We start from the raw sequence: 19,055 nt of genomic DNA on the forward strand, positions 1-19,055 counted from the left end.
ATCTGTTGAAAAACGGGCAGTAACGCTGAACGGCAGCTTGAGCCTGTCGTATCGGACTTCGCGGTAACCGGAGGTAGTTGACATGGGGAAAAGGAAAAAAATGACTGTCGCTTTGGCGTTGCTGATATGCCTGATGCTGCTGACGCCGGCGGGGGCCTCGGCAGAAAGCATGCCGAAGGTGGAGCTGACGGCCGACAGCGGATCCGCGGGGACTAAAATAGCAGCCGGAGGTCGGGTCAACGTGCGCATCGAAGTCAAATCCGTCGATGACCTGTTTGGCGTGGAGTTGAAGCTGGAGTACGATTCATCCAAGCTTCGGCTGGCTTCCAACGGAGATATCGTTCCGGGCGGCGGCTTTCATGCTTGGGTGAAAGACATTGACAACGGCGCTGGCCAGGCTACGCTGGCCATGACGCGGCAAACGCTGCCGCCCGCGCACAGCGAAAGCTTGACGATTGCCACGGCAAGCTTTACCGCGATGACCGCCGGTCAGGCCGCCATTGCGCTAAGCGACGTCAAACTGGTCAATTCCGTGCCTCGAAGGATAACGGCGGGTACCGGTGAAGACCTGCGCATTGTTATCGATCCGCAAGGCGGAGTACCTGGCGGAGGCGACGTTCCAGGAGGCTATGGCGGAGGCGGCACTGCCGGATTCGAGGACGATCCGCTTCGGACGTTCGATCTGACGGGGAAGGGGCCGAACGAAATCAGACAATGGGGCGTTAACCTGATTCGGTCCATATCGGCTTCGCAATTTGCAAGAGACAAAGAACGGCTGTACCTGGCATTGACGAACGCTATTCGGCATCTGTCATCGGTTGCCTATGAGACAACGGCCGTTGGGAGCGGCGACGCGGCGGCCGTTCGGCTGAAGCCGATTGCGATGGCGGAGCGGATGGCCGCGCTGAACGCCGCAATAAACTCTTACAATGAGGAGTTGGCGCGCAGAGGATGGTCTAAGTTGCAGGTTGATGCAGGGGGAACGATGCTCCTGACCTTCGGTCGGCCGGCATCGACGCTGCATCGGCTGCAGCTGGAGCTTTCGGCGGCCGACCTCGCTCGGCTTGTCGAGACCGGCAAGGCGCTTCATCTCGAATTGCCGCAGCTGTCGCTGCGGCTTCCGCCAGGCGCCGTGCCGCTTGCTTCGTACCTTGCCGACCTCGATCGAACGTCCTATACGCTAACTGCGGTCAAGCTGGACCGGCAGCAAGCAGAGGCGAGGTTAGCGGCAGATGCCGGCTACAAGGAAACGGGCGTAATGTACAGCTTCTCGCTTGAAGCGGCCGTTCGGAGCGCCGCCGCCAGCCTTCCCCGCATCGAACGCATTCTTCGCCCCGATGTTTCCATATCGATTGCGTTTAAATGGCCGGCGGAAGCGGTCAAGGCATCGGAAGCCCATAAGCTGGGTGTATATCGATACGACGAAGAGGAGGACAAATGGACCTACGCCGGAGGTTACGTGCGCGGAGACGAGATCCATTTTAGGCTGAAGCAGTTCGGCAACTATGCGGTTATGTCGTACGGCAAGCCTTTTGAAGACGTCGGAACAGGGCATTGGGCGGCCAAAGATATCGAACTGCTGACGGCGCGGCAAATTGTAACCGGCATGGACGACCGGCGTTTTGCCCCGGAGCTTTCCGTTACCCGGGCTCAATTTGCCGCCATGCTGGTCAGGGCGCTTGGCATCGAGCATGCTCCCGGAGGCGTGCCGAGCGGATTCCGAGACGTGCCGGAGCAAGCTTGGCAAGCCGAAGCGATTCGGGCCGCTACGGATGCGGGACTGGTTCAAGGCGTCGGCGGAGGACGGTTTGAACCGGATGGAATCGTGACCAGGCAACAGATGGTCGTAATGCTGCTTCGGGCTTATCGCTATATGCATAAGGAAGTCGAGCCGATGAACGGATCTGCAATTGCTTCGGCCTACAAGGACGTCTCCTCCATCAGCGTATGGGCACGACAGGCAGTCGACGAAGCAAGCCGTCTCGGACTTCTGCAAGGCATGCCGGACGGAACGTTCGCGCCGGTTGAGGCTGTGAAACGAGCTCAGGCCGCCGTCGTTGTCGGACGATTGCTCCGAATGTCCGAAGCGGACTAAGCATGCACGTGAAAGAGGTGCTGATCAACCCTCATCACCGCGAGGCGCCGTTCTCCGGTATCCCGGAGAAACCGAAGGAGGCTGGACCTGAGGCTGGTTTTCCATTAACATAACGATCAATACGATCCGAGCGCTTACGGGAGGCACCGAAGATGACGCGATGGTTGCGAAGATTAACGCCGGGCACGTTCAAGAACCGGATCCTGCTGGCCGTGCTCCTGTTCGTGCTGGCGCCGATCGCCCTGCTGGTCGCCTCCAACTTCAAGGACACGGAACGGCTGTTGCAGGAGAACGCGTCGGCCAAAAACATGGAACAGCTCCAAGGCATCCAGACCGGCCTCGTCGATCTGATGAGCCTCGTCATGAAGACGGGGATGATGCTGGAGCAGGACACGTATTTGCGATCGGTGATGAAAAATCCGGAGCAGTTGGACACGATCAACCGAAAAAAAGCGGTCGAGAACAAGTTCGCCGCAATCGAAAACAGCTTTTTCCTGACGGGGGCAACCGTGTACTATACGCTGGTTGATTTTCATGGCAACGTTTACACGTCGTTTCTGCCCAAAGACGCGCTGAATTACGAGGCGATCCGATCCGAGCCTTGGGTCGAGGAGCTACAGCGAAAAGGCGGGGACAGATACGTGTGGAATCCCGCCGATACGAACTATGTCATCCGCGAGTGGTCGACGAGCCGCCGGATGCTGAGCCTGTACCAGGTTCTGCGTGACGACAATCTGAAGACTTACGCCTACGGGCGCTTCAGCATCGATTACGAGGGATGGTTCGGCCGCGCGACCAAGGGTCGCCAGGAGGAAGGCGCCTATTTCCTGCTCGATTCCTCCGGCAAGACGATGGTGCGGTCGCTGAAGGACGAAGAGATCAACGGTGCGATTCTCTCGCGCATTTTAGCCTCCCCGGAGGAGCTGTCTTCCTCCTCCCTGACCGACGACAAGACGAAGACGCTCTATACGTACAGCAGAATCCAGGAGATCGACGGGTACCTGGTGAAGAAGGTGCCGCTATCCCAGCTGTTCAGGGAAGTGGACAAGCAGAGACAGCGCTTCTTCGCCGGCTTCGGCGCGATTCTGCTCTTGCTCGTGATGCTGACCTATCTGATCTCGTCCACGATCACCGTTCCTTTGAAGCTGTTCCAGCGGAAGATGGAGGGGATCGTCAAGTCGAACCTGAAGGTGAAGCTGCCGGAGAACGGAAGGGGAGAAGTGCTGGCGCTGACCCGCAGCTTCAATTCGATGATTGACAATATCAACGAGCTGCTGGAGCGGCTTAAGCTGGAGGAGCGGCAGAAGCAGATCGTGAAGTTCCAGGTGCTGCTGGCGCAGATGAATCCCCATTTTCTGCTGAATACGCTGAACACGATCAAGAGCATCGCTTTGGACAAGGACGATGACGATATTTACGACATTTGCGTAGCTTTGGGGAAAATATTGGAGACGACGCTGAACACGGAGGTCGATCTCATTCTGCTGAAGGACGAGATCGTGCTGATCGACTCGTATATGAGCATTCAGCGGGCGCGGTTCGGCCATGGCATAACGGTGAGTTACGAGGTGGACGACGAGCTGCGTTATGCGCTCATTCCGAAATTTTGCCTGCAGCCGCTCATGGAAAATGCCTTGCTGCACGGATTCGGACAGTCGCCGGAGAGCGGCCGGATTACGGTGAGGGCTTCGACCCGCCATTCGCAGCTGGTCCTGGAAGTCGTCGACGACGGGATCGGACTGGAGGCCGCTGCCAAGAAGAGAACGGAACGCAAGCGCAAGAGCGTCGGCGTGCGCAACATTCGGGAAACGCTTGAGCTGATGTTCAAAAATCAGAGCGCGGGGCTGACGCTGGAGCCGCTGGAACAAGGGACGCGAGCCATGCTGAACATGCCCTTGCTTCTGGCGAAGCCGTACGCGAAAGAGGAGGAGATCGGCCATGTGGAGGACGTTGATCGTCGAGGATGAGCAGCCCGCGCGGGCCAGCATACGCAAGCTGTTCGCCAAAGCCGGGCTGCCGATGGAGATCGTCGGAGAAGCCGGCGACGGCAAGGAAGCGCTGGACCTGATCCGCGAGCTGCGCCCGGACGTCGTGATGACCGATATTATCATGCCGGTTATGGACGGGGTGAAGCTGCTTAAGGCGGCTCGGGAAGAAGGCTTCGACTGCCGCTTCGTCATGCTGACCGCGATGAGCGAGTTCGAATACGCCAGGCAGGCGCTCGAGCACGGGGCCTCGGGTTATCTGCTTAAGCTGTCCCTGGACGTGCGGGAGCTGAAGCAGGCGATGGACAAAGTCGTGCGGGAGCTGGAGCAGCGCGAGAAGCTGCGCAAAGTCGACAAGTGGTTTCCGGGGACCGGACAGACGGGGCCGACGGACCATCCCGAGCTGAACCGGATTATCGCCTACATCGAGGAGCGCTACGCGGAGGAAATCACGCTGAAGGGGCTGGCAGAGTTCATTCGGATGGACGCCAGCTACGTCAGCGACTTGTTCAAGAAGAAGACCGGCTCGACGCTGACCCACTACGTCCAGAACCGGCGCATTCAAGCTGCGAAAATGCTGCTCGCGGAGACGGACCGCACGGTCAGCGAGATCGGCCGGCAGGTCGGCTTCGAGAACGACAACTATTTTATCAAGATTTTCAAGCGCTGGTGCGGGACGACGCCAAGCGAGTTCCGCAAGCAACATCCAAAATCCGTTCTATGAATGCCCAAAGCCCGTTCATCCCCCAACGCGCCGAGCGGTGATAAAGTGAAAGACGTAGAGCAAGACAACCTGCATAAGGAGATGTTCAAAAAGTCAACTTTTGATGACGAAGTCAAGCAGGGAGCGGATTCGACATCGAATCTTGAATTCAGCCGGGCTTTCCGGTGCTCACGTAGGTTTTTCCTACGCTTTACGACCGTTCCTCAATCCCTAGGCTTCATCCAACCTTCCCGGATGCATGGGCGAGCAGTTCGCCGTAAGGCGAACGACCAGCCTCGGTCCTGAAAAGTCGACTTTTTGAACACGCACTAAAAGGGGGATATACGAATGAGAAAAAGCAAATGGTGGATGGCGTCGATGAGCGTCGTCTTGACGGCGGGACTGCTGGCTGGCTGCGGAGGCAACGGGGACGCGAAGGAGGGCGGAGCTTCCTCGCCTTCCGGCAGCTCGGAAAGCTCGGGCAATTCGGGAAGCTCGGGAAGCAAGACGAAGCTGACGCTGTGGGGCGCCGTTCCGGCTGAAGCCGGACCGCAAGCGGTCATCGACGCGTGGAACTCGGAAAACCCGGACATCGAGGTGGAGTACCTGCGCTATGTCAACGACGACGGCGGCAATCTGAAGCTGGATACGGCGCTGATGACGGGACAGGACGCCGACTTGTTCATCAGCTACTCGCTGACGCGGCTGCAGAAGCGCGTGGACGCCGGAGTCGCTCTCGATCTGAGCGCGAAGACGGACTACGACATCGACGCGCAGATGGGCCCCGACGCCGCGCTGTGGAAGATCGACGGCAAGTACTACGGCATGCCGACGAAGAAGAACATGTCGTTCATCTGGCTGAACAAGCAGATGCTGGACGATGCCGGTCTGCCGATTCCTCCGCTGGATTGGACGTGGGACGACCTCAAGGCGTACGCCGCCAAGCTGAAGAAGGACAACGTCTACGGCCTGCTCCAGCACGATTCCAGCTATACGGCGACGCTCGACGGCACGATCGCCGGCCTGGGCGACACGAACGCCGAAGGCAAGTCCAATTTTAATAACGAGCTGTGGAAAAGCCATCTTCAGACGCTGCACGACATGATGTTCGTCGATAAGTCGACGCCCGAATACGGCGAACAGCTGACGAGCAAAATGCCGGTCGACACGATGTTCCTGAAGGGCGAAGCGGCGATGCTGAGCGCAGGGGAGTTTATTTTCCGCAACGCGAACAACCTGGCCGAATTCCCGCACGACTTCCAGATCGCGTTCGCCACCGTTCCGCGCGTAACCGCCGATCAGAAGGACTTCAAATACCCGGGCGGACTCGGCGACGCGCTCTCGGTCAACGCCAAGTCGAAAAACCAGGACGCGGCATGGAAATTCGCCAAGTGGTACGCCGACGGAGGCATGCTGCCGATGGCGAGCGGAGGACGCCTGCCTTCCTCCAAGAGCGTATCCAGCGACGAGGCGATCAAGCTGCTGCTCCAAGGCGTGGAGAACATGTACGACGTCGACTCCTTGAACAAGGTCGTGTTCGGCAGCTTCGAATCGTTCCAGCTGAGCATCCCGCAGCAGGTGATCGACGCCCGCAAGGAAGAGTACGAGAAGTACTTCCTGAACAAGCAGGATCTCGATACGACGCTCGCCAACATGGCGAAGCGGCACGAGGAATTCATCAAGTAAATAGCTTGCCCCGCGAAGAGAAGAAGGGACGACGGCTTCCTTCTTCTCTTCGTCGTATCTATAAAGCAATCTAGAAAGGCGGCGATTCCGTGAAACGGCATAGCTGGATGCGCAAGCAGCAATGGGCGGGGTACGCTTTCATTCTGCCGAACATGGTCGGCATTCTGCTCTTCTTCATCATCCCTGCGCTGTTCTCGTTCGGACTGATGTTCACCAACTACCAATTTGCCAACCCGAACGTCTCGTTCACGGGTCTCGACAACCTGAAGCGAATGTTCCAAGACGATCAGTTCTACCGGGCGATCCAGCATACCGCGATTTTTCTGCTCTCCGTCCCGGTTTCTCTTGTCCTCGCGTTCCTGGTCGCGCTGGTGCTGAATCGCAGCGTGTACTTGAAGGGGCTGCTGCGGGGGATGTTTTTCCTCCCGTACATCTCGAGCGGCGTCGCCGTCGCGTTCGTCTGGATGCTGCTGTTCCAGCCTTCGCACGGACCGATCAACGAGGCGCTCAGATGGATCGGCATCGCTTCTCCTCCCGGCTGGTTCGCCGATTCGGATACGGCGATGTACGCCATCGATATCGTTCAAGTGTGGTTCATGCTCGGCTACAACATGATTATCTACTTGGCCGCGCTTCAGGAGGTGTCGGCGGAACAGATGGAAGCGGCGACGATCGACGGCGCGGGCAAGGGCACGATTACGTGGAAGATCGTCTGGCCGCTCGTCAGTCCGACGACGTTCCTGCTGCTCGTGACCGGGCTGATCATGACGATGAAGTCGTTCGCGATCATTCAGGCGATTACGCAGGGAGGCCCGAGCGGGAGCACGACGATTCTGTCGCTCTACGTGTACAAGACGGCGTTCAGCTATTACGAGATGGGCTACGCGTCGACGGTGTCCTGGTTTTTGTTTGCCGTCATCCTGGTCATCACGATCGTGCAATGGATCGGCCAGAAGCGCTGGGTCCACTATTAGAAAGGAGAATTGCGGATGAACCCAACGGCCGGCTTGTCGAAAAGCCGCTTGCTCGTCACCGTCCTGATGCTCGTCGCCGGCGCGTTCATGATCGTTCCTTTCTTGTGGATGATCAGCACGTCGTTCCAGAGCGCAAGCGAGGTGTTCTCCCGCTGGCTTCCCTCGAAGCTGGATTGGAGCAATCACAAGCGAATCTGGACGGGCAACTATAACTTCGTTCCCTATTATATGAATTCGCTGAAAGTATCGCTGATCAGCACGGCAGGCGCCGTGTTCCTGTCCGCCTTCGCGGCTTACGGGTTTGCCAGAGTCGAGTTCAAGGGCCGCAACGCGCTGTTCCTTGTGTATCTGTCGATGATGATGATACCGCCGCAGGTCATCTTCGTGCCGAAATTCATCATGTTCAACTGGATGAACATCTACAACACGCACTGGGCGCTCATTTTGCCGGGCATGTTCTCGATCTTCGGAGTGTTTATGCTTCGGCAGTTTTTCATGGGCGTGCCGCGGGAGATTACGGAGTCGGCGTTCCTGGACGGCGCAGGGCATTTCAAGATTTTCTTCCGGTTGATTCTGCCTTTGGCCAAGCCGGCGCTGGCCACGTTCGCGATCATCGATTTCTCGTGGCACTGGAACGATTACGAGAATGCGCTCGTGTTCCTGACGAGCCCGAAGCTGTACACGATTCCGCTTGGCCTGCAAAATTTCATTCTCGAAAACAACGTCGACTACAACGGGATGATGGCGGCTTCGTCCGCGGCGATCGTGCCGATGATCGCGATCTTCCTGCTCGGCCAGAAATATATTATCCAGGGCATCGCGAGCTCGGCCGTTAAGGGCTGAGGGTACGGGAATTGGCGAAACGGAGAAACGGTACGAGGTTGGAGAAACGGGAGAAACGATACGAGGTTGGAGAAACGGGAGAAACGGTACGAGGTTGGAGAAACGAGGGTTTACGAGACGGAGGTATTCCAATGAAACGCGAAACGGTGAAAACGGACATTACGGTCGTCGGCGGCGGGTTGGCCGGAATCAGCGCGGCTATAGCGGCGGCCAGGCAAGGCATGACGGTATCGCTCGTCCACAATCGCCCCGTGCTCGGGGGCAACTCCAGCTCGGAGGTGCGCGTCTGGGTATGCGGGGCGACAAGCCACGGCGTAAACCGGTACGCTCGCGAGACGGGCATTATGGGAGAACTGTTTGTCGAAAATCAATATCGGAATCCGGAGGGCAATCCGTACCTGTGGGATTTGACGCTCCTTGAAGCCGTACGGGCCGAACCTAACGTGACGCTGTACATGAACACGGACGTGCGCGAGGTCGAAGCGGACGGTGATAGGGACAACCGCGTCATCCGCAGCGCGACCGGGTGGATGATGGGCTCGGAGCGGCTGATCCGCTTCGAAAGCGAGGCGTTTCTCGATTGCACGGGCGACGGCTTGGTCGGCTTCCTGGCGGGGGCGGTCTATCGACTCGGACGGGAGGCGCGCCACGAATACGGCGAAGATTGGGCGCCGGAGATCGCGGACGACATTACGCTCGGCAGCACGCTGCTGTTCTATACGAAGGATACGGGCAAGCCGGTCCGCTTCGTTCCCCCGTCGTTCGCCAAGGACATTACGACGACGTCGATTCCGATTAAGCGGGTCATTCGCAGCGGCGATTCGGGCTGCCATTACTGGTGGATCGAGTGGGGCGGCGAGCTGGACACGGTGCACGAGAACGAGCGCATCCGCGACGAGCTGTGGTCCGTCATCTATGGAATTTGGGATTATATCAAAAATTCCGGGACTTTCGACGCGGAGACGATGACGCTGGAGTGGGTCGGCTCGCTTCCGGGCAAACGCGAGTATCGCCGGTTTATCGGCGATACGGTGCTGACGCAGAACGATGTGCTGGCGCAGCGGCCGTTCGAAGACCGAGTCGCCTTCGGCGGCTGGTCGATCGACTTGCATCCGCCGCAAGGGATGTACGCTTCGGAGAGCGGTTCGAAGCATCTCCACCCGGACGGCATCTACCATATTCCGTTTGGGAGCCTGTATTCCAAGAACGTGAGCAACCTGCTGTTCGCCGGAAGAAATGTCAGCGCGACCCACGTCGCCTTCGGCACGACCCGGGTAATGGCGACGTGCGCGGTCATGGGGGAAGCGGCAGGAGTTGGCGCGGCGCTATCCGTGCGAAAGGGGATTACACCGCGGGAGCTGAGGGAGCGGCATCTGGCCGAGCTTCAGCAGACGATGCTCAGGAGCGACAGCTCCATCATCGGGCTTAAGAACGAGGACGCCGGCGATGCGGCGCTGGGAGGAAGGGCGAGCGCTTCGAGCGCCCTGAAGCGGATTCGGCTGGACCGGCCTTCGGAGGCATACCCGCTAGGCATCGACGTCGGACTACTGTTCCCGGTCGACGGACCGAAGGGCCGGATCGAGCTGCTGCTGTCGGCTATGGAAAATACGGAGCTGACGGTCGAGCTGTGGGGGACGGGACGTCCGGAAAACTACGTGCCGGCCGCTCTGCTGGAGCGGGTAGTCGTGCCGGTTCTCTCCGGCGAGCGGCAATGGATCGATATCCCGTTCGCTCAGACGGGCTTGGACGAAGCCGCGAATGTCTTCGTGATCGTGCGGGCGAACGAGGTTGTCAGCCTGTTCAAGTCGGTCGTTCCGCTGACGGGCGTGCTGGCGTTCGAACGCAAGACGCTGCCGGACGTCTCCCCGGATCTCGAAGACCATCGGCCGGACCAACCGGTCGTAGAATGGAATATGCGGCGGCTCGTTCGTCAGCCGTTCTGCTTCTCTGTCGATACGGGAGCGTATTCGGCAGACAAGGCGATCGACGGCTATGCGCGCCCCTACGGCGGCCCGCACATGTGGGTGTCGGAGCGAATGGAGGCGGGCCGGGAAGAGTGGCTCGAAGTCGCGCTGTCGAGGCGGACGCGGGTGTCGGAGATTCACCTGACGTTTAACGACGACGTGAACGAGGATCTAATCAACTTGCACCATCATGAGACGCCTTTCCCCGTCATTCCGGAGCTGGTCAAAGATTACGAGCTGGAGGCGTGGGTCGACGACCGCTGGCAGACGGTTGCCGTTGGCCGGGACAACCGCAAGCGCAAGCGAGTCCACCGCTTGGACGAAGCGGCCGAGACAGACCGCGTTCGCCTCGTCGTGCGCTCCACCAACGGCGGCGAACGGGCGGAGTTGGCGGAGATTCGGGTGTACGGATAGCGGAGGCTGCAGGATTTGACAAATTCCTGCATTTTTAACATAATAAAAGGAACAGTAGTCGAGGAAGCACCTCACAAAGTCCAACACAATACGTGTGGCTTTGTCGGGTGCTTTTGTCGTAGCGGGGGAGGAAGCGCGATGAAGAAGAAACGGAACGAAGAGCCGGTCGTTCGCGAGGGGCCGGTGACGTACGACGACTATGCGGCGATGCCGGACGACGGCAATCGGTACGAGATCATCGACGGCGTATTGGAGATGATGTCTCCGGGGCCGATGACGATTCATCAGGCGGTGAGCGGAGAGTTGAAGTTTCTGTTTATGCAGAGCTGCCGCTCAGAGTATGTCATCTTTGCGGCTCCTTTTGATGTCATCCTAAGCAGAACTACCGTACTCCAACCGGACATCTTAATGATTCATCGCAGCCGAATCGAGATTGTGAAGCCGCACGGAGTCGAGGGAGCACCGGATCTGGTCGTCGAGATTCTTTCCCCAAGCACGCGCAAACGGGACAAAGTCGTGAAGGCGGCTGCTTACGCCAAGCATCAAGTATCGGAATACTGGCTTGTCGATCCCGAAGCGCGGACGTTGGAGCAATATCGGCTGGACGGCGAGCATTACGAATTGGCGCAGACGTACGAAGAAGAAGATCGGGTTTCTTCGGACAATCTGCCTTGCGTTTCTTTTGTGCTGGGAGAGATCTTTAACGAGGTTGATGGATTGCATTTTCCGACTTAACTAGTGGGGAAGGAGCGCAAGCGCGATGAAGAAGAAACGGGACGAAGATCCGATTGTTCGCGAGGGGCCAGTGACGTACGAGGACTATGCGGCGATGCCGGATGACGGCAATCGGTACGAGATCATCGACGGCGTATTGGAGATGATGTCTCCGGGGCCGATGACGGTTCATCAGGGGGTGAGCGGAGAACTATTTCTGTTTTTACAGAGCTGCCGCTCGGAGTATGTCATGTTTTTGGCTCCTTTTGATGTCATCCTGAGCAGAACCACTGTGCTTCAACCGGATATTATCATGATTCATCGCAGTCGATTGGAAATCGTCAAGAAGCATGGAGTGGAGGGGGCGCCCGATCTGGTCGTGGAGATTCTTTCCCCAAGTACGCGCAAACGGGACAAAGTCGTGAAGGCGGCGGCTTATGCTAAGCACCAGGTGCCGGAATATTGGCTTGTCGATCCCGAAGCGCGGACGTTGGAGCAATATCGGCTGGACGGCGAGCGTTACGAATTGGCGCAGACATACGAAGAAGAAGATCGGGTTTCCTCGGATAAGCTGCCGTGCGTCTCCTTTGTGCTGGGAGAGATTTTTAACGAAGTTGATCGGTTGGGGTTGCCGACTTAATGGATTGGGGGAGCGGGATGAAGAAGAAACGGGACGAAGAGCCGGTCGTTCGCGAGGAGCCGGTGACGTACGACGACTATGCGGCGATGCCGGATGACGGCAATCGGTACGAGATCATCGACGGCGTATTGGAGATGATGTCTCCGGGGCCAATGGCGATTCATCAGGGGGTGAGCAGGGAGTTATTCCTGGTTTTGCAAAGCTGCCGCTCGGAGTATGAAATCTATTACGCTCCGTTTGATGTCATCTTAAGCAGAACCACGGTGCTTCAGCCGGACATTATCATGATTCATCGCAACCGATTGGAAATCGTCAAGAAGCATGGAGTGGAGGGGGCGCCCGATCTGGTCGTCGAGATTCTCTCCCCAAGTACGCGCAAGCGGGACAAAGTCGTGAAGGCGGCGGCTTATGCCAAGCACCAGGTGCCGGAATACTGGCTTGTCGATCCCGAAGCGCGGACGTTGGAGCAATATCGGCTGGACGGCGAGCGGTACGATCTGAAGGAGTTGTACGAAGAAGACGATCGAGTTTCCTCGGACAAGCTGCCTTGCGTTTCTTTTAAGCTTAAAGACATTTTTGACAACATACGCGTGACAGGGGAGTAAGCCGGATTGCAGATGCTGCCAACGCCATCGAACTCCTGCCAATACAACCGACAATTCGCACAAACGAGGGTATAGATCATCATGCAAACCGCAAAGAAAATCAAAATCGGAATCGCCGGAATCGCGGCGTTGGGGCTGGCGGCCATCGTCATGGCCGTCTTGTTCATGGCTGGGAGCATGGGAGGAACGCGCAACGATGAAGCGGACATGCCCCGGGAGTACGAGTACGGGACGGCGACGGCCTCCAACGGGATGGAATTGCACTACTTGCGGACGAGGCCGTCCAACGTGGAGCCTCTGACCGTCCGCAACAACGTCTCGGCGGCACCTTATTACGGAATCAACGGAGGCTTCTTCTACGAAGATGCCTTGCTTAGCGTAGCTGTCGTGAACGACGAGCCGGTACACGGCGAATCGGGGCATTACGGGTCCGGCGGCTCCAACGCGAAATATGCAAGAGGGACGCTGGTGTGGGACGGCGCTGTGGATCGGTTAAGCGTGCAGATCGTCCGCCAAGCCCGGGAGATCGAGGTGACGGATCGTACGAATTTCTGGGCGCAAGGGGGGATCAGCATGAGCTTGGGCCGGGACGAAGACTGGCAGCGACAGGCGACCGAAGAGGCGGCGCCTCTGCTCGATCAAGCCAGCTTGCGGTCGGCGGCCGTCTACGATGCGGAGGGGAATCTGTATCTTGTCGTGAGTGCGACGAGAGGAACGCTGGCCGCTTTTCGCGAGGCGATCGTCGAGCGGATCGGGGAGGGAAATCTGGCGGACGGCATCTTTCTCGACGGGGACGGCTCGTCCCAGCTTCGCAGCCGGGAGAAGAAGCTTGCCGGGGACGGAAGGCTGGTCGTGCAAATGCTGAGGCTCATTCGCTGAGCCCGGTTCCGTATTATCTTGGCGTCGTCGTACGTCAGTCACCTGTCTAACGTCCCCTTCATTCCTGTCTCCCTTTGATCAACCATTCGGCCGGCTGCTTATTCGTTCAGTTTAGCAGGCATAGCTCCTACCGCTTCTCGTCGGGCAGCGTAGTCCCTCGTATAGAACTCCGTAATTTGATCAACGCCGGCATCCTTGAACGCCTTGAGCGCCTCCGCTTTGACTTGATTAAACGCATTGTCCGTTTCTGCAAGAATCAATAACACGCCGTATCGGGTTGCGAGCTCCTTCACTTCCGCTTCGATTTTCATGAGTCCTTTCGGAATGGCAGGCAGCCCGACCTTTGCTTCCAGAAGCAGCTGCTCCGTTGTCAGTCCTTTATTCGTCGTATTGGAATCTTCCAGTTCCCCGGCGGCGACCCGCTTGCTTAATACGTCGCCCGGATGCAGCCCGCCGTAAAAATCGCTGAAATCCTGTTCCAGCTCCGAGTTGCTCCTGGCCAGAGCTTCATTCGTCATGAACAGATCAAGCGGCGTGTTCGTCTTCGGATCCCGCACAGCCCCGCCAAGTCCAATCAGGTTCAGATCCATGGCGAGCCCTGTTTTCTCCCACTCGACGCTTCCGGCCTTACGCAGCTCGTAGGTTTCTTCCTTAATCTGCGGCTTTCCGCTTGCCATCTCCCAATGAACGCCTTCTACGCCGCTGTACATGGTTCTTGCTCCTTCATACGAATACAGATAGTTCAGCAACTCCATGGCCTTTTCAGGATGCCTAGACGCTTTGGATATGGCGTAGCTTTTCCCCGACCAGCCTAACGGGTTCACGCCTCCGCTCCATGCTCGCTTGCCCGTTGGCAGCACAATATATCCTTTGCCATCCTTTGCGTGATTGGAATTGAAATCCCCCATCGCCCAAGTAGCAGGGCCTACCAGGATCTGTCCTGCAGATGCTTTGGCCAGATAATCGTTATGCTTCATTGTCAGCGCGTCGGGGTCCAGCAGCCCTCTTCGATTGGCCTTGTTGTAAAAGTCTGCGGCGACCCAATAGGTCGAATTCTCGTCCGTCAGGATGTTGCGATACTGGGTTTCACCCAGCTTTCTGGCCATGAGTTCACTATTGTTGGTTGCTTGCATGGTATACCATGCAAAAGGCACTGTGTAAGGGAACAGTCCCCAATCCTGCCACATGGAGACGCCGTATATTTTCTTCCCGTCTTCCGTCTCCGGATGGTTATGAATGATTTGCTCCAGGACATCCAGCAGTTGGTCGGGCGTATTGAATTCCGGCGCCCCGATCTCCTTGTAGTAATCCCAACGCATCGTCGGACCGACTGTCAGCGGCGGATAGGTCCGACTTGGCTCGGATTGAACCTGCGGCGGCAAGAAGAACAGCTTATTCCGTCCTTCGCTCCAAGATTCCCGGCTATATTCAATCACAGTTGGAACATTGGTCATAATATCATGACCATAGTCTTGAAGCAGATCGTCCATAGGAACGATCAGGCCGCCTTCAATTAACTGCTTCCCATATTTAGCCGGTTCTGCCCTGATGATGTCGGGCAAGTCGCCGCCAGCAAGCAGAACATTGAAATTGGCGTCGTCGGACTCGACGAATTCGAGCTTTACCCCTACTTTCTTCGCGATCTCTTGGGCCACTGCATGATCCGGGTAGACATTCCACTTGATCCCGGTTTCAATGACCAGCAATTTCAGCGTAACCGCTTCTTCGCGGCTTGACTGATGATTCTTCGTCATTCCTTCGCTCGAGCATGCCGCTGACACCATGGACAAGAGGACTAGCATCGCGACCGCCTGCTTGAAGATCTTCTTCTCCTTCATGTGGCCCCTCCAGACTAATGAATCTTGTCTACTTGATGATAAGTTCAACAGACAGCTCGCCAGTATGAACATTTTACGGAATAACTTGAACAAAATGCGGAATCCATAACGAATCAGCTTTGCTTCGGGAGCTGCACGATCACCCGGGTCCCCTCTGGTTGCGCAACCAGTCGGAGCCCGTATGGAGATCCATAGTTTAATTGAATGCGCTTATTAACGTTATACAAGCCAATCCCGTTTCCGGAGCTCTGCAAGTCAGCATGCGCATCCCCGTGTTTCATCCGGTTGTTTAATTGTTCGATCTTCACGGGATCAATGCCTATGCCCGAGTCCGTCACCATGAGGATCAGATGTTCCGCTTCCTCGAACACTTCAATGTGAATCAGAATCTCCCGCTCCTCATCCTGCATGCCGAATTTGATAGAATTTTCAATGATGGGCTGCAAGATGAATCTAGGGACTCTATGATCCAAATAAGCTTCATCCACTTCAATGATGAAATTGACGCTATTCCTGAACCGCCAATTAATAATTTGGATATAGTTCTCCAGATAACTAAGCTCATCCCGCAAAGTACACATCGAATCCTTGCTTATAAAAGCAGGGCGCAAAATATTCCCAAGCGCTACAACGCTGTTTACAATCTGGTCCGCTTTAATACTCGCGGCCATCCAGCGGATCATATTCAACGTATTATACAAGAAGTGCGGGTTGATCTGATTTTGCAAGGCTTCGATCTCGAGCTCCCGCCGTTTCTCTTGCATTTCATTCGTATTTCTCAGCAGTTCCACAATACTTAAGGACATCTCATTAAATCGACGTATGACCATGCCGAACTCGTTATTGGGAATTTTGGTGAACGTAACGCCCAGTTCTCCCCGGCTAACGTCCATCATCTTGTGGGCCAGGACGCGAAGAGGTCCGATCATCTTCTTAAGCCAGAAATAGGTGACGATGAAGATGACGATCAGGCTAATCACAATGACGAACACCAACCGGGTCTGGGCGGAGTTGATTTGCTCCGAGAACTGATTCAGTGGAATTTCTTTCATCATATACCAATCGGCATACCTGAGCTTGAAAAAGACGACTTGCACGGGAGCATTCCCACCCCCGTCGTAACTGCCGTATTTCCGATCATCGATTTGGCGCGAATAGTAGGGACTGGTTGTTCCGATATCGCTCTTTACGCTGCTGGAGATGACAATTCCTTCGCGATCGACAATATACATTTTACCTTCATTTTCTTGCAAAGCCGTGGAATACAACGAGGATAAATACGGCTCGTCCACGTTCAGAACAAGAACCGCATTCGTTTCGGAGGAGTAGAGAGGTCTAACCCCGCGAATCATGCTTAACACCGTGCTGTCGCTGCTTGCCGGGATGTAGGGATTGAAGTACGTCTTATGAATTCCGCCCTGGACTACCATTTCGGGAAATCGTTGAAGCGCATTCAAATAGAAGCCGGATGAGACGAAATTCTCCAGCCAATTTCCTGCGGTATGAACCAGTGTCGTTCGGTTCGTTCCGCCGACCGCCCCTTGGACGTCTCCTATGATGTAGAGAGAATCCAGGAAATCATAGTTGCTGACGTACGACTCGATGACCTTATGCAAGTCATTCTTCATTTGCAAATATTCGAACTCGCCATCCTCTGGCTGATAATTGAGAAATCGCTGAACGCCGGCATCCATCAGGAACAGTTTGGACAAAGAATCCACATCCTCGATGATGCCGTCTATATTATGATCCAGCTGCTGGAACTGCTGCAGCAAGAGGGTCTCGTTATTTTCCTTAATGTGGCCCAGCATGAACGAATAGATGAAATAAGAGGAACCGGACAACACGACTAAACTAATGACCATATAGAAAATGATTAACTGCGTGCCTAATTGCTGAAATCGACCTGTAAGCTTCATTTCTCGCCTCTCGTCCCAGCCAGCGCCAGTCTACGATATTCATTGGGATTCAATCCCGTCACTTTTTTGAATACTTTGCTGAAGTACGTGTACTCCGGGGAGAACCCTACTTGAACCGCAACATCATACGATTTCATATGGGTGCGCGTTAGCAGCTCCTTGGCCTGTTCGATTCTATAACAATTCAAGTACTCGATGAAAGTAATCTGCAGTTCTTTCTTAAATAAGTTGCTCAAATAACCGAAGCTCAGGCCTACATAATCCGCGACTTGCTGCAAGCTGATATTTTGATCATAGTTTTGCTTGATGAACTGAATCGCTTTAGAGATTTCTCCGCTCATATGAAGGCTTGTTTTCGACTGTTCCACAACGCTGCCCAGGTACTCCTGGACTTGTTCCAGCATTTCCGGCAGGGTCTCGCAGCGCTCCAGGGATTCCGTAATGTTGAACAACAGCGTTTTCTCGTTTTGGAGACGGGCGTACAAGTTCGTATTAATCCATTGAATAAATTGATACAAAATAATTCGAGTGGTTTTATGGCTTCGAGGGAATGCGCTTACAAGGGTGTCAATATATTCGTCATATTCATTTTCCTTCAACGAGCTCAGCATATCCCGCATGGGCCGATAGTTGCGAATCCGTTCCGCCTGCTCGTATATTTGGCTTAAATCTACAGGGTCGTGGCTGGCATGCAGGCCTCCGGGTCCAATAAAGAACTTCCGTTCCAAGGCGCGTCTGGATTCAAAATAGAGCTTCCGCAAGGCGCGGTAGCCGCTCTGAACGCCGCTGATCCCGAAGGATACAGATCCCTTGAACAAGGCGTAAATGATTTCTTGCATTGCCGTAAGGGTGGAATGAACTTCTTGTATAATGGCCTGTTCGGAAATGAAATCGTCAAAGCTGAACAGAAGCAGGTAGTGGGTTTCATCCAGGTGCGTAACTTCGCCGCGTCTCTTGGAAGCGGTCATCTCTTGCAAAATATTTAAGAGAGACACTTTAACCAGATGCCCGTTTTCGTCCTGGAATTTCTGCTTCAGCTCGAAATAGCGATCTATTTCCATCGTGCAGACGACCATTCGGACCGGCGAGAGCCGAATTTTGCTCTGAATCGCGAATTGTTCGAACTCTTCGGCCGAATAGATCCCGTACAACAAAAAATCCTTCATGTACTTTTCCTTAATGAGTTCCATATTGATTTGAGTTTTTCGTTGCAGGCGATCCGGAGGATGGGAAGAAGCGGTCTGCGCATCCAGCTCCATGCGCATAGCGTCCAGTACAGCGGAGATTTCCTCCTCCGTCATCGTCAGCTTAAGGATGTAATTGGAGACGCCAAGAGCCATAGCTTGTCTCACAAGCTCAAACTCTTCCAGACAAGACAGCACGACGATACGGGTCGATTTATTATGCTTGCGGATATTTCGAATGAGCTCAATCCCATCCATAAAGGGCATTCTAATGTCCGTAATGATTAAATCCGGAAAACCTTCTTGCATGCAGTAATCCCATGCAGCTTGACCATTCGCAAGATCGGCTGCAACCTCCATATTGAATTTCACCCAATCCACGGAACTCTTCAACCCTATGCGAACCAACATTTCGTCTTCAACGATGATGACCTTGTACATTCTCCCTCCTCCCCCTTGAAAGCAATGATTTCACAGTCGATTCTGGTTCAAGTATAGCAATGAAAGATTCGATTTGTCATTCTGCTTGAACCTCAATCTTGCTTTCGCCATTTTTTTCAATAAGGCCTGTAAATCCTTCAACCCCGAATAAGCGCCGAATCAATAAATTTC

The 19,055-nt window shown here is 55.4% G+C and carries 14 protein-coding genes; 11 read left to right on the forward strand and 3 right to left on the reverse strand.

Going from position 1 to position 19,055, the window contains the following annotated elements; genetic code table 11:
• The first annotated feature begins 82 nt into the window (after positions 1-82).
• From ACESLM_RS15845 to ACESLM_RS15895, 11 genes are all read left to right on the forward strand, one after another.
• Positions 83-2,095 (forward strand): S-layer homology domain-containing protein, encoded by a 2,013-nt coding sequence (locus tag ACESLM_RS15845; protein WP_372632552.1) that lies wholly within the window; start codon positions 83-85, stop codon positions 2,093-2,095.
• Between the two features lie 152 nt (positions 2,096-2,247).
• A complete protein-coding gene (locus tag ACESLM_RS15850; RefSeq protein WP_372632553.1) occupies positions 2,248-4,062 on the forward strand; it encodes a cache domain-containing sensor histidine kinase in 1,815 nt (604 codons plus the stop codon).
• Positions 4,034-4,804, forward strand: coding sequence for a response regulator transcription factor (locus tag ACESLM_RS15855; RefSeq protein ID WP_372632554.1), 771 nt, complete (start codon positions 4,034-4,036; stop codon positions 4,802-4,804). The genes ACESLM_RS15850 and ACESLM_RS15855 overlap by 29 nt, the downstream gene beginning before the upstream one ends.
• Positions 4,805-5,131: 327 nt before the next feature.
• On the forward strand, positions 5,132-6,469 hold the full coding sequence (locus ACESLM_RS15860) for an ABC transporter substrate-binding protein (RefSeq protein WP_372632555.1): 1,338 nt from the start codon (positions 5,132-5,134) through the stop codon (positions 6,467-6,469).
• Between the two features lie 89 nt (positions 6,470-6,558).
• Positions 6,559-7,443 (forward strand): carbohydrate ABC transporter permease, encoded by an 885-nt coding sequence (locus ACESLM_RS15865; RefSeq protein ID WP_372632556.1) that lies wholly within the window; start codon positions 6,559-6,561, stop codon positions 7,441-7,443.
• 15 nt (positions 7,444-7,458) lie between these two features.
• A complete protein-coding gene (locus ACESLM_RS15870; RefSeq protein WP_372632557.1) occupies positions 7,459-8,286 on the forward strand; it encodes a carbohydrate ABC transporter permease in 828 nt (275 codons plus the stop codon).
• 131 nt (positions 8,287-8,417) lie between these two features.
• Positions 8,418-10,664, forward strand: coding sequence for an FAD-dependent oxidoreductase (locus tag ACESLM_RS15875; protein WP_372632558.1), 2,247 nt, complete (start codon positions 8,418-8,420; stop codon positions 10,662-10,664).
• A gap of 138 nt (positions 10,665-10,802) precedes the next feature.
• Positions 10,803-11,399 (forward strand): Uma2 family endonuclease, encoded by a 597-nt coding sequence (locus ACESLM_RS15880; protein ID WP_372632559.1) that lies wholly within the window; start codon positions 10,803-10,805, stop codon positions 11,397-11,399.
• 25 nt (positions 11,400-11,424) lie between these two features.
• Positions 11,425-12,018 carry a Uma2 family endonuclease gene (locus ACESLM_RS15885; RefSeq protein WP_372632560.1) on the forward strand — a complete coding sequence of 198 codons (594 nt, stop codon included), beginning with the start codon at positions 11,425-11,427 and terminating at the stop codon, positions 12,016-12,018.
• Positions 12,019-12,035: 17 nt separating this feature from the next.
• Positions 12,036-12,623: a Uma2 family endonuclease gene (locus ACESLM_RS15890; RefSeq protein WP_372632561.1), complete on the forward strand. Its 588-nt coding sequence runs from the start codon at positions 12,036-12,038 to the stop codon at positions 12,621-12,623.
• 81 nt (positions 12,624-12,704) lie between these two features.
• Complete coding sequence (locus ACESLM_RS15895; RefSeq protein ID WP_372632562.1) at positions 12,705-13,502, forward strand: hypothetical protein; 798 nt, start codon at positions 12,705-12,707, stop codon at positions 13,500-13,502.
• 98 nt (positions 13,503-13,600) lie between these two features.
• Here ACESLM_RS15895 and ACESLM_RS15900 read toward each other — a convergent pair whose 3' ends face one another.
• The 3 genes from ACESLM_RS15900 to ACESLM_RS15910 are packed head-to-tail and all read right to left on the reverse strand — an operon-like array spanning position 13,601 to position 18,884.
• Positions 13,601-15,433, reverse strand: coding sequence for an extracellular solute-binding protein (locus tag ACESLM_RS15900; protein ID WP_372632563.1), 1,833 nt, complete (start codon positions 15,431-15,433; stop codon positions 13,601-13,603).
• A gap of 20 nt (positions 15,434-15,453) precedes the next feature.
• Positions 15,454-17,259, reverse strand: a complete 1,806-nt coding sequence (locus tag ACESLM_RS15905) for a cache domain-containing sensor histidine kinase (protein ID WP_372632564.1) — start codon at positions 17,257-17,259, stop codon at positions 15,454-15,456.
• Positions 17,256-18,884 carry a response regulator gene (locus tag ACESLM_RS15910; RefSeq protein ID WP_372632565.1) on the reverse strand — a complete coding sequence of 543 codons (1,629 nt, stop codon included), beginning with the start codon at positions 18,882-18,884 and terminating at the stop codon, positions 17,256-17,258. Before ACESLM_RS15910 ends, ACESLM_RS15905 begins: the two co-directional genes overlap by 4 nt.
• Between the last annotated feature and the right edge of the window lie 171 nt (positions 18,885-19,055).

Source organism: Cohnella sp., assembly GCF_041641335.1.
In the GTDB taxonomy this organism is placed as follows: Bacteria; Bacillota; Bacilli; order Paenibacillales; family Paenibacillaceae; genus Cohnella.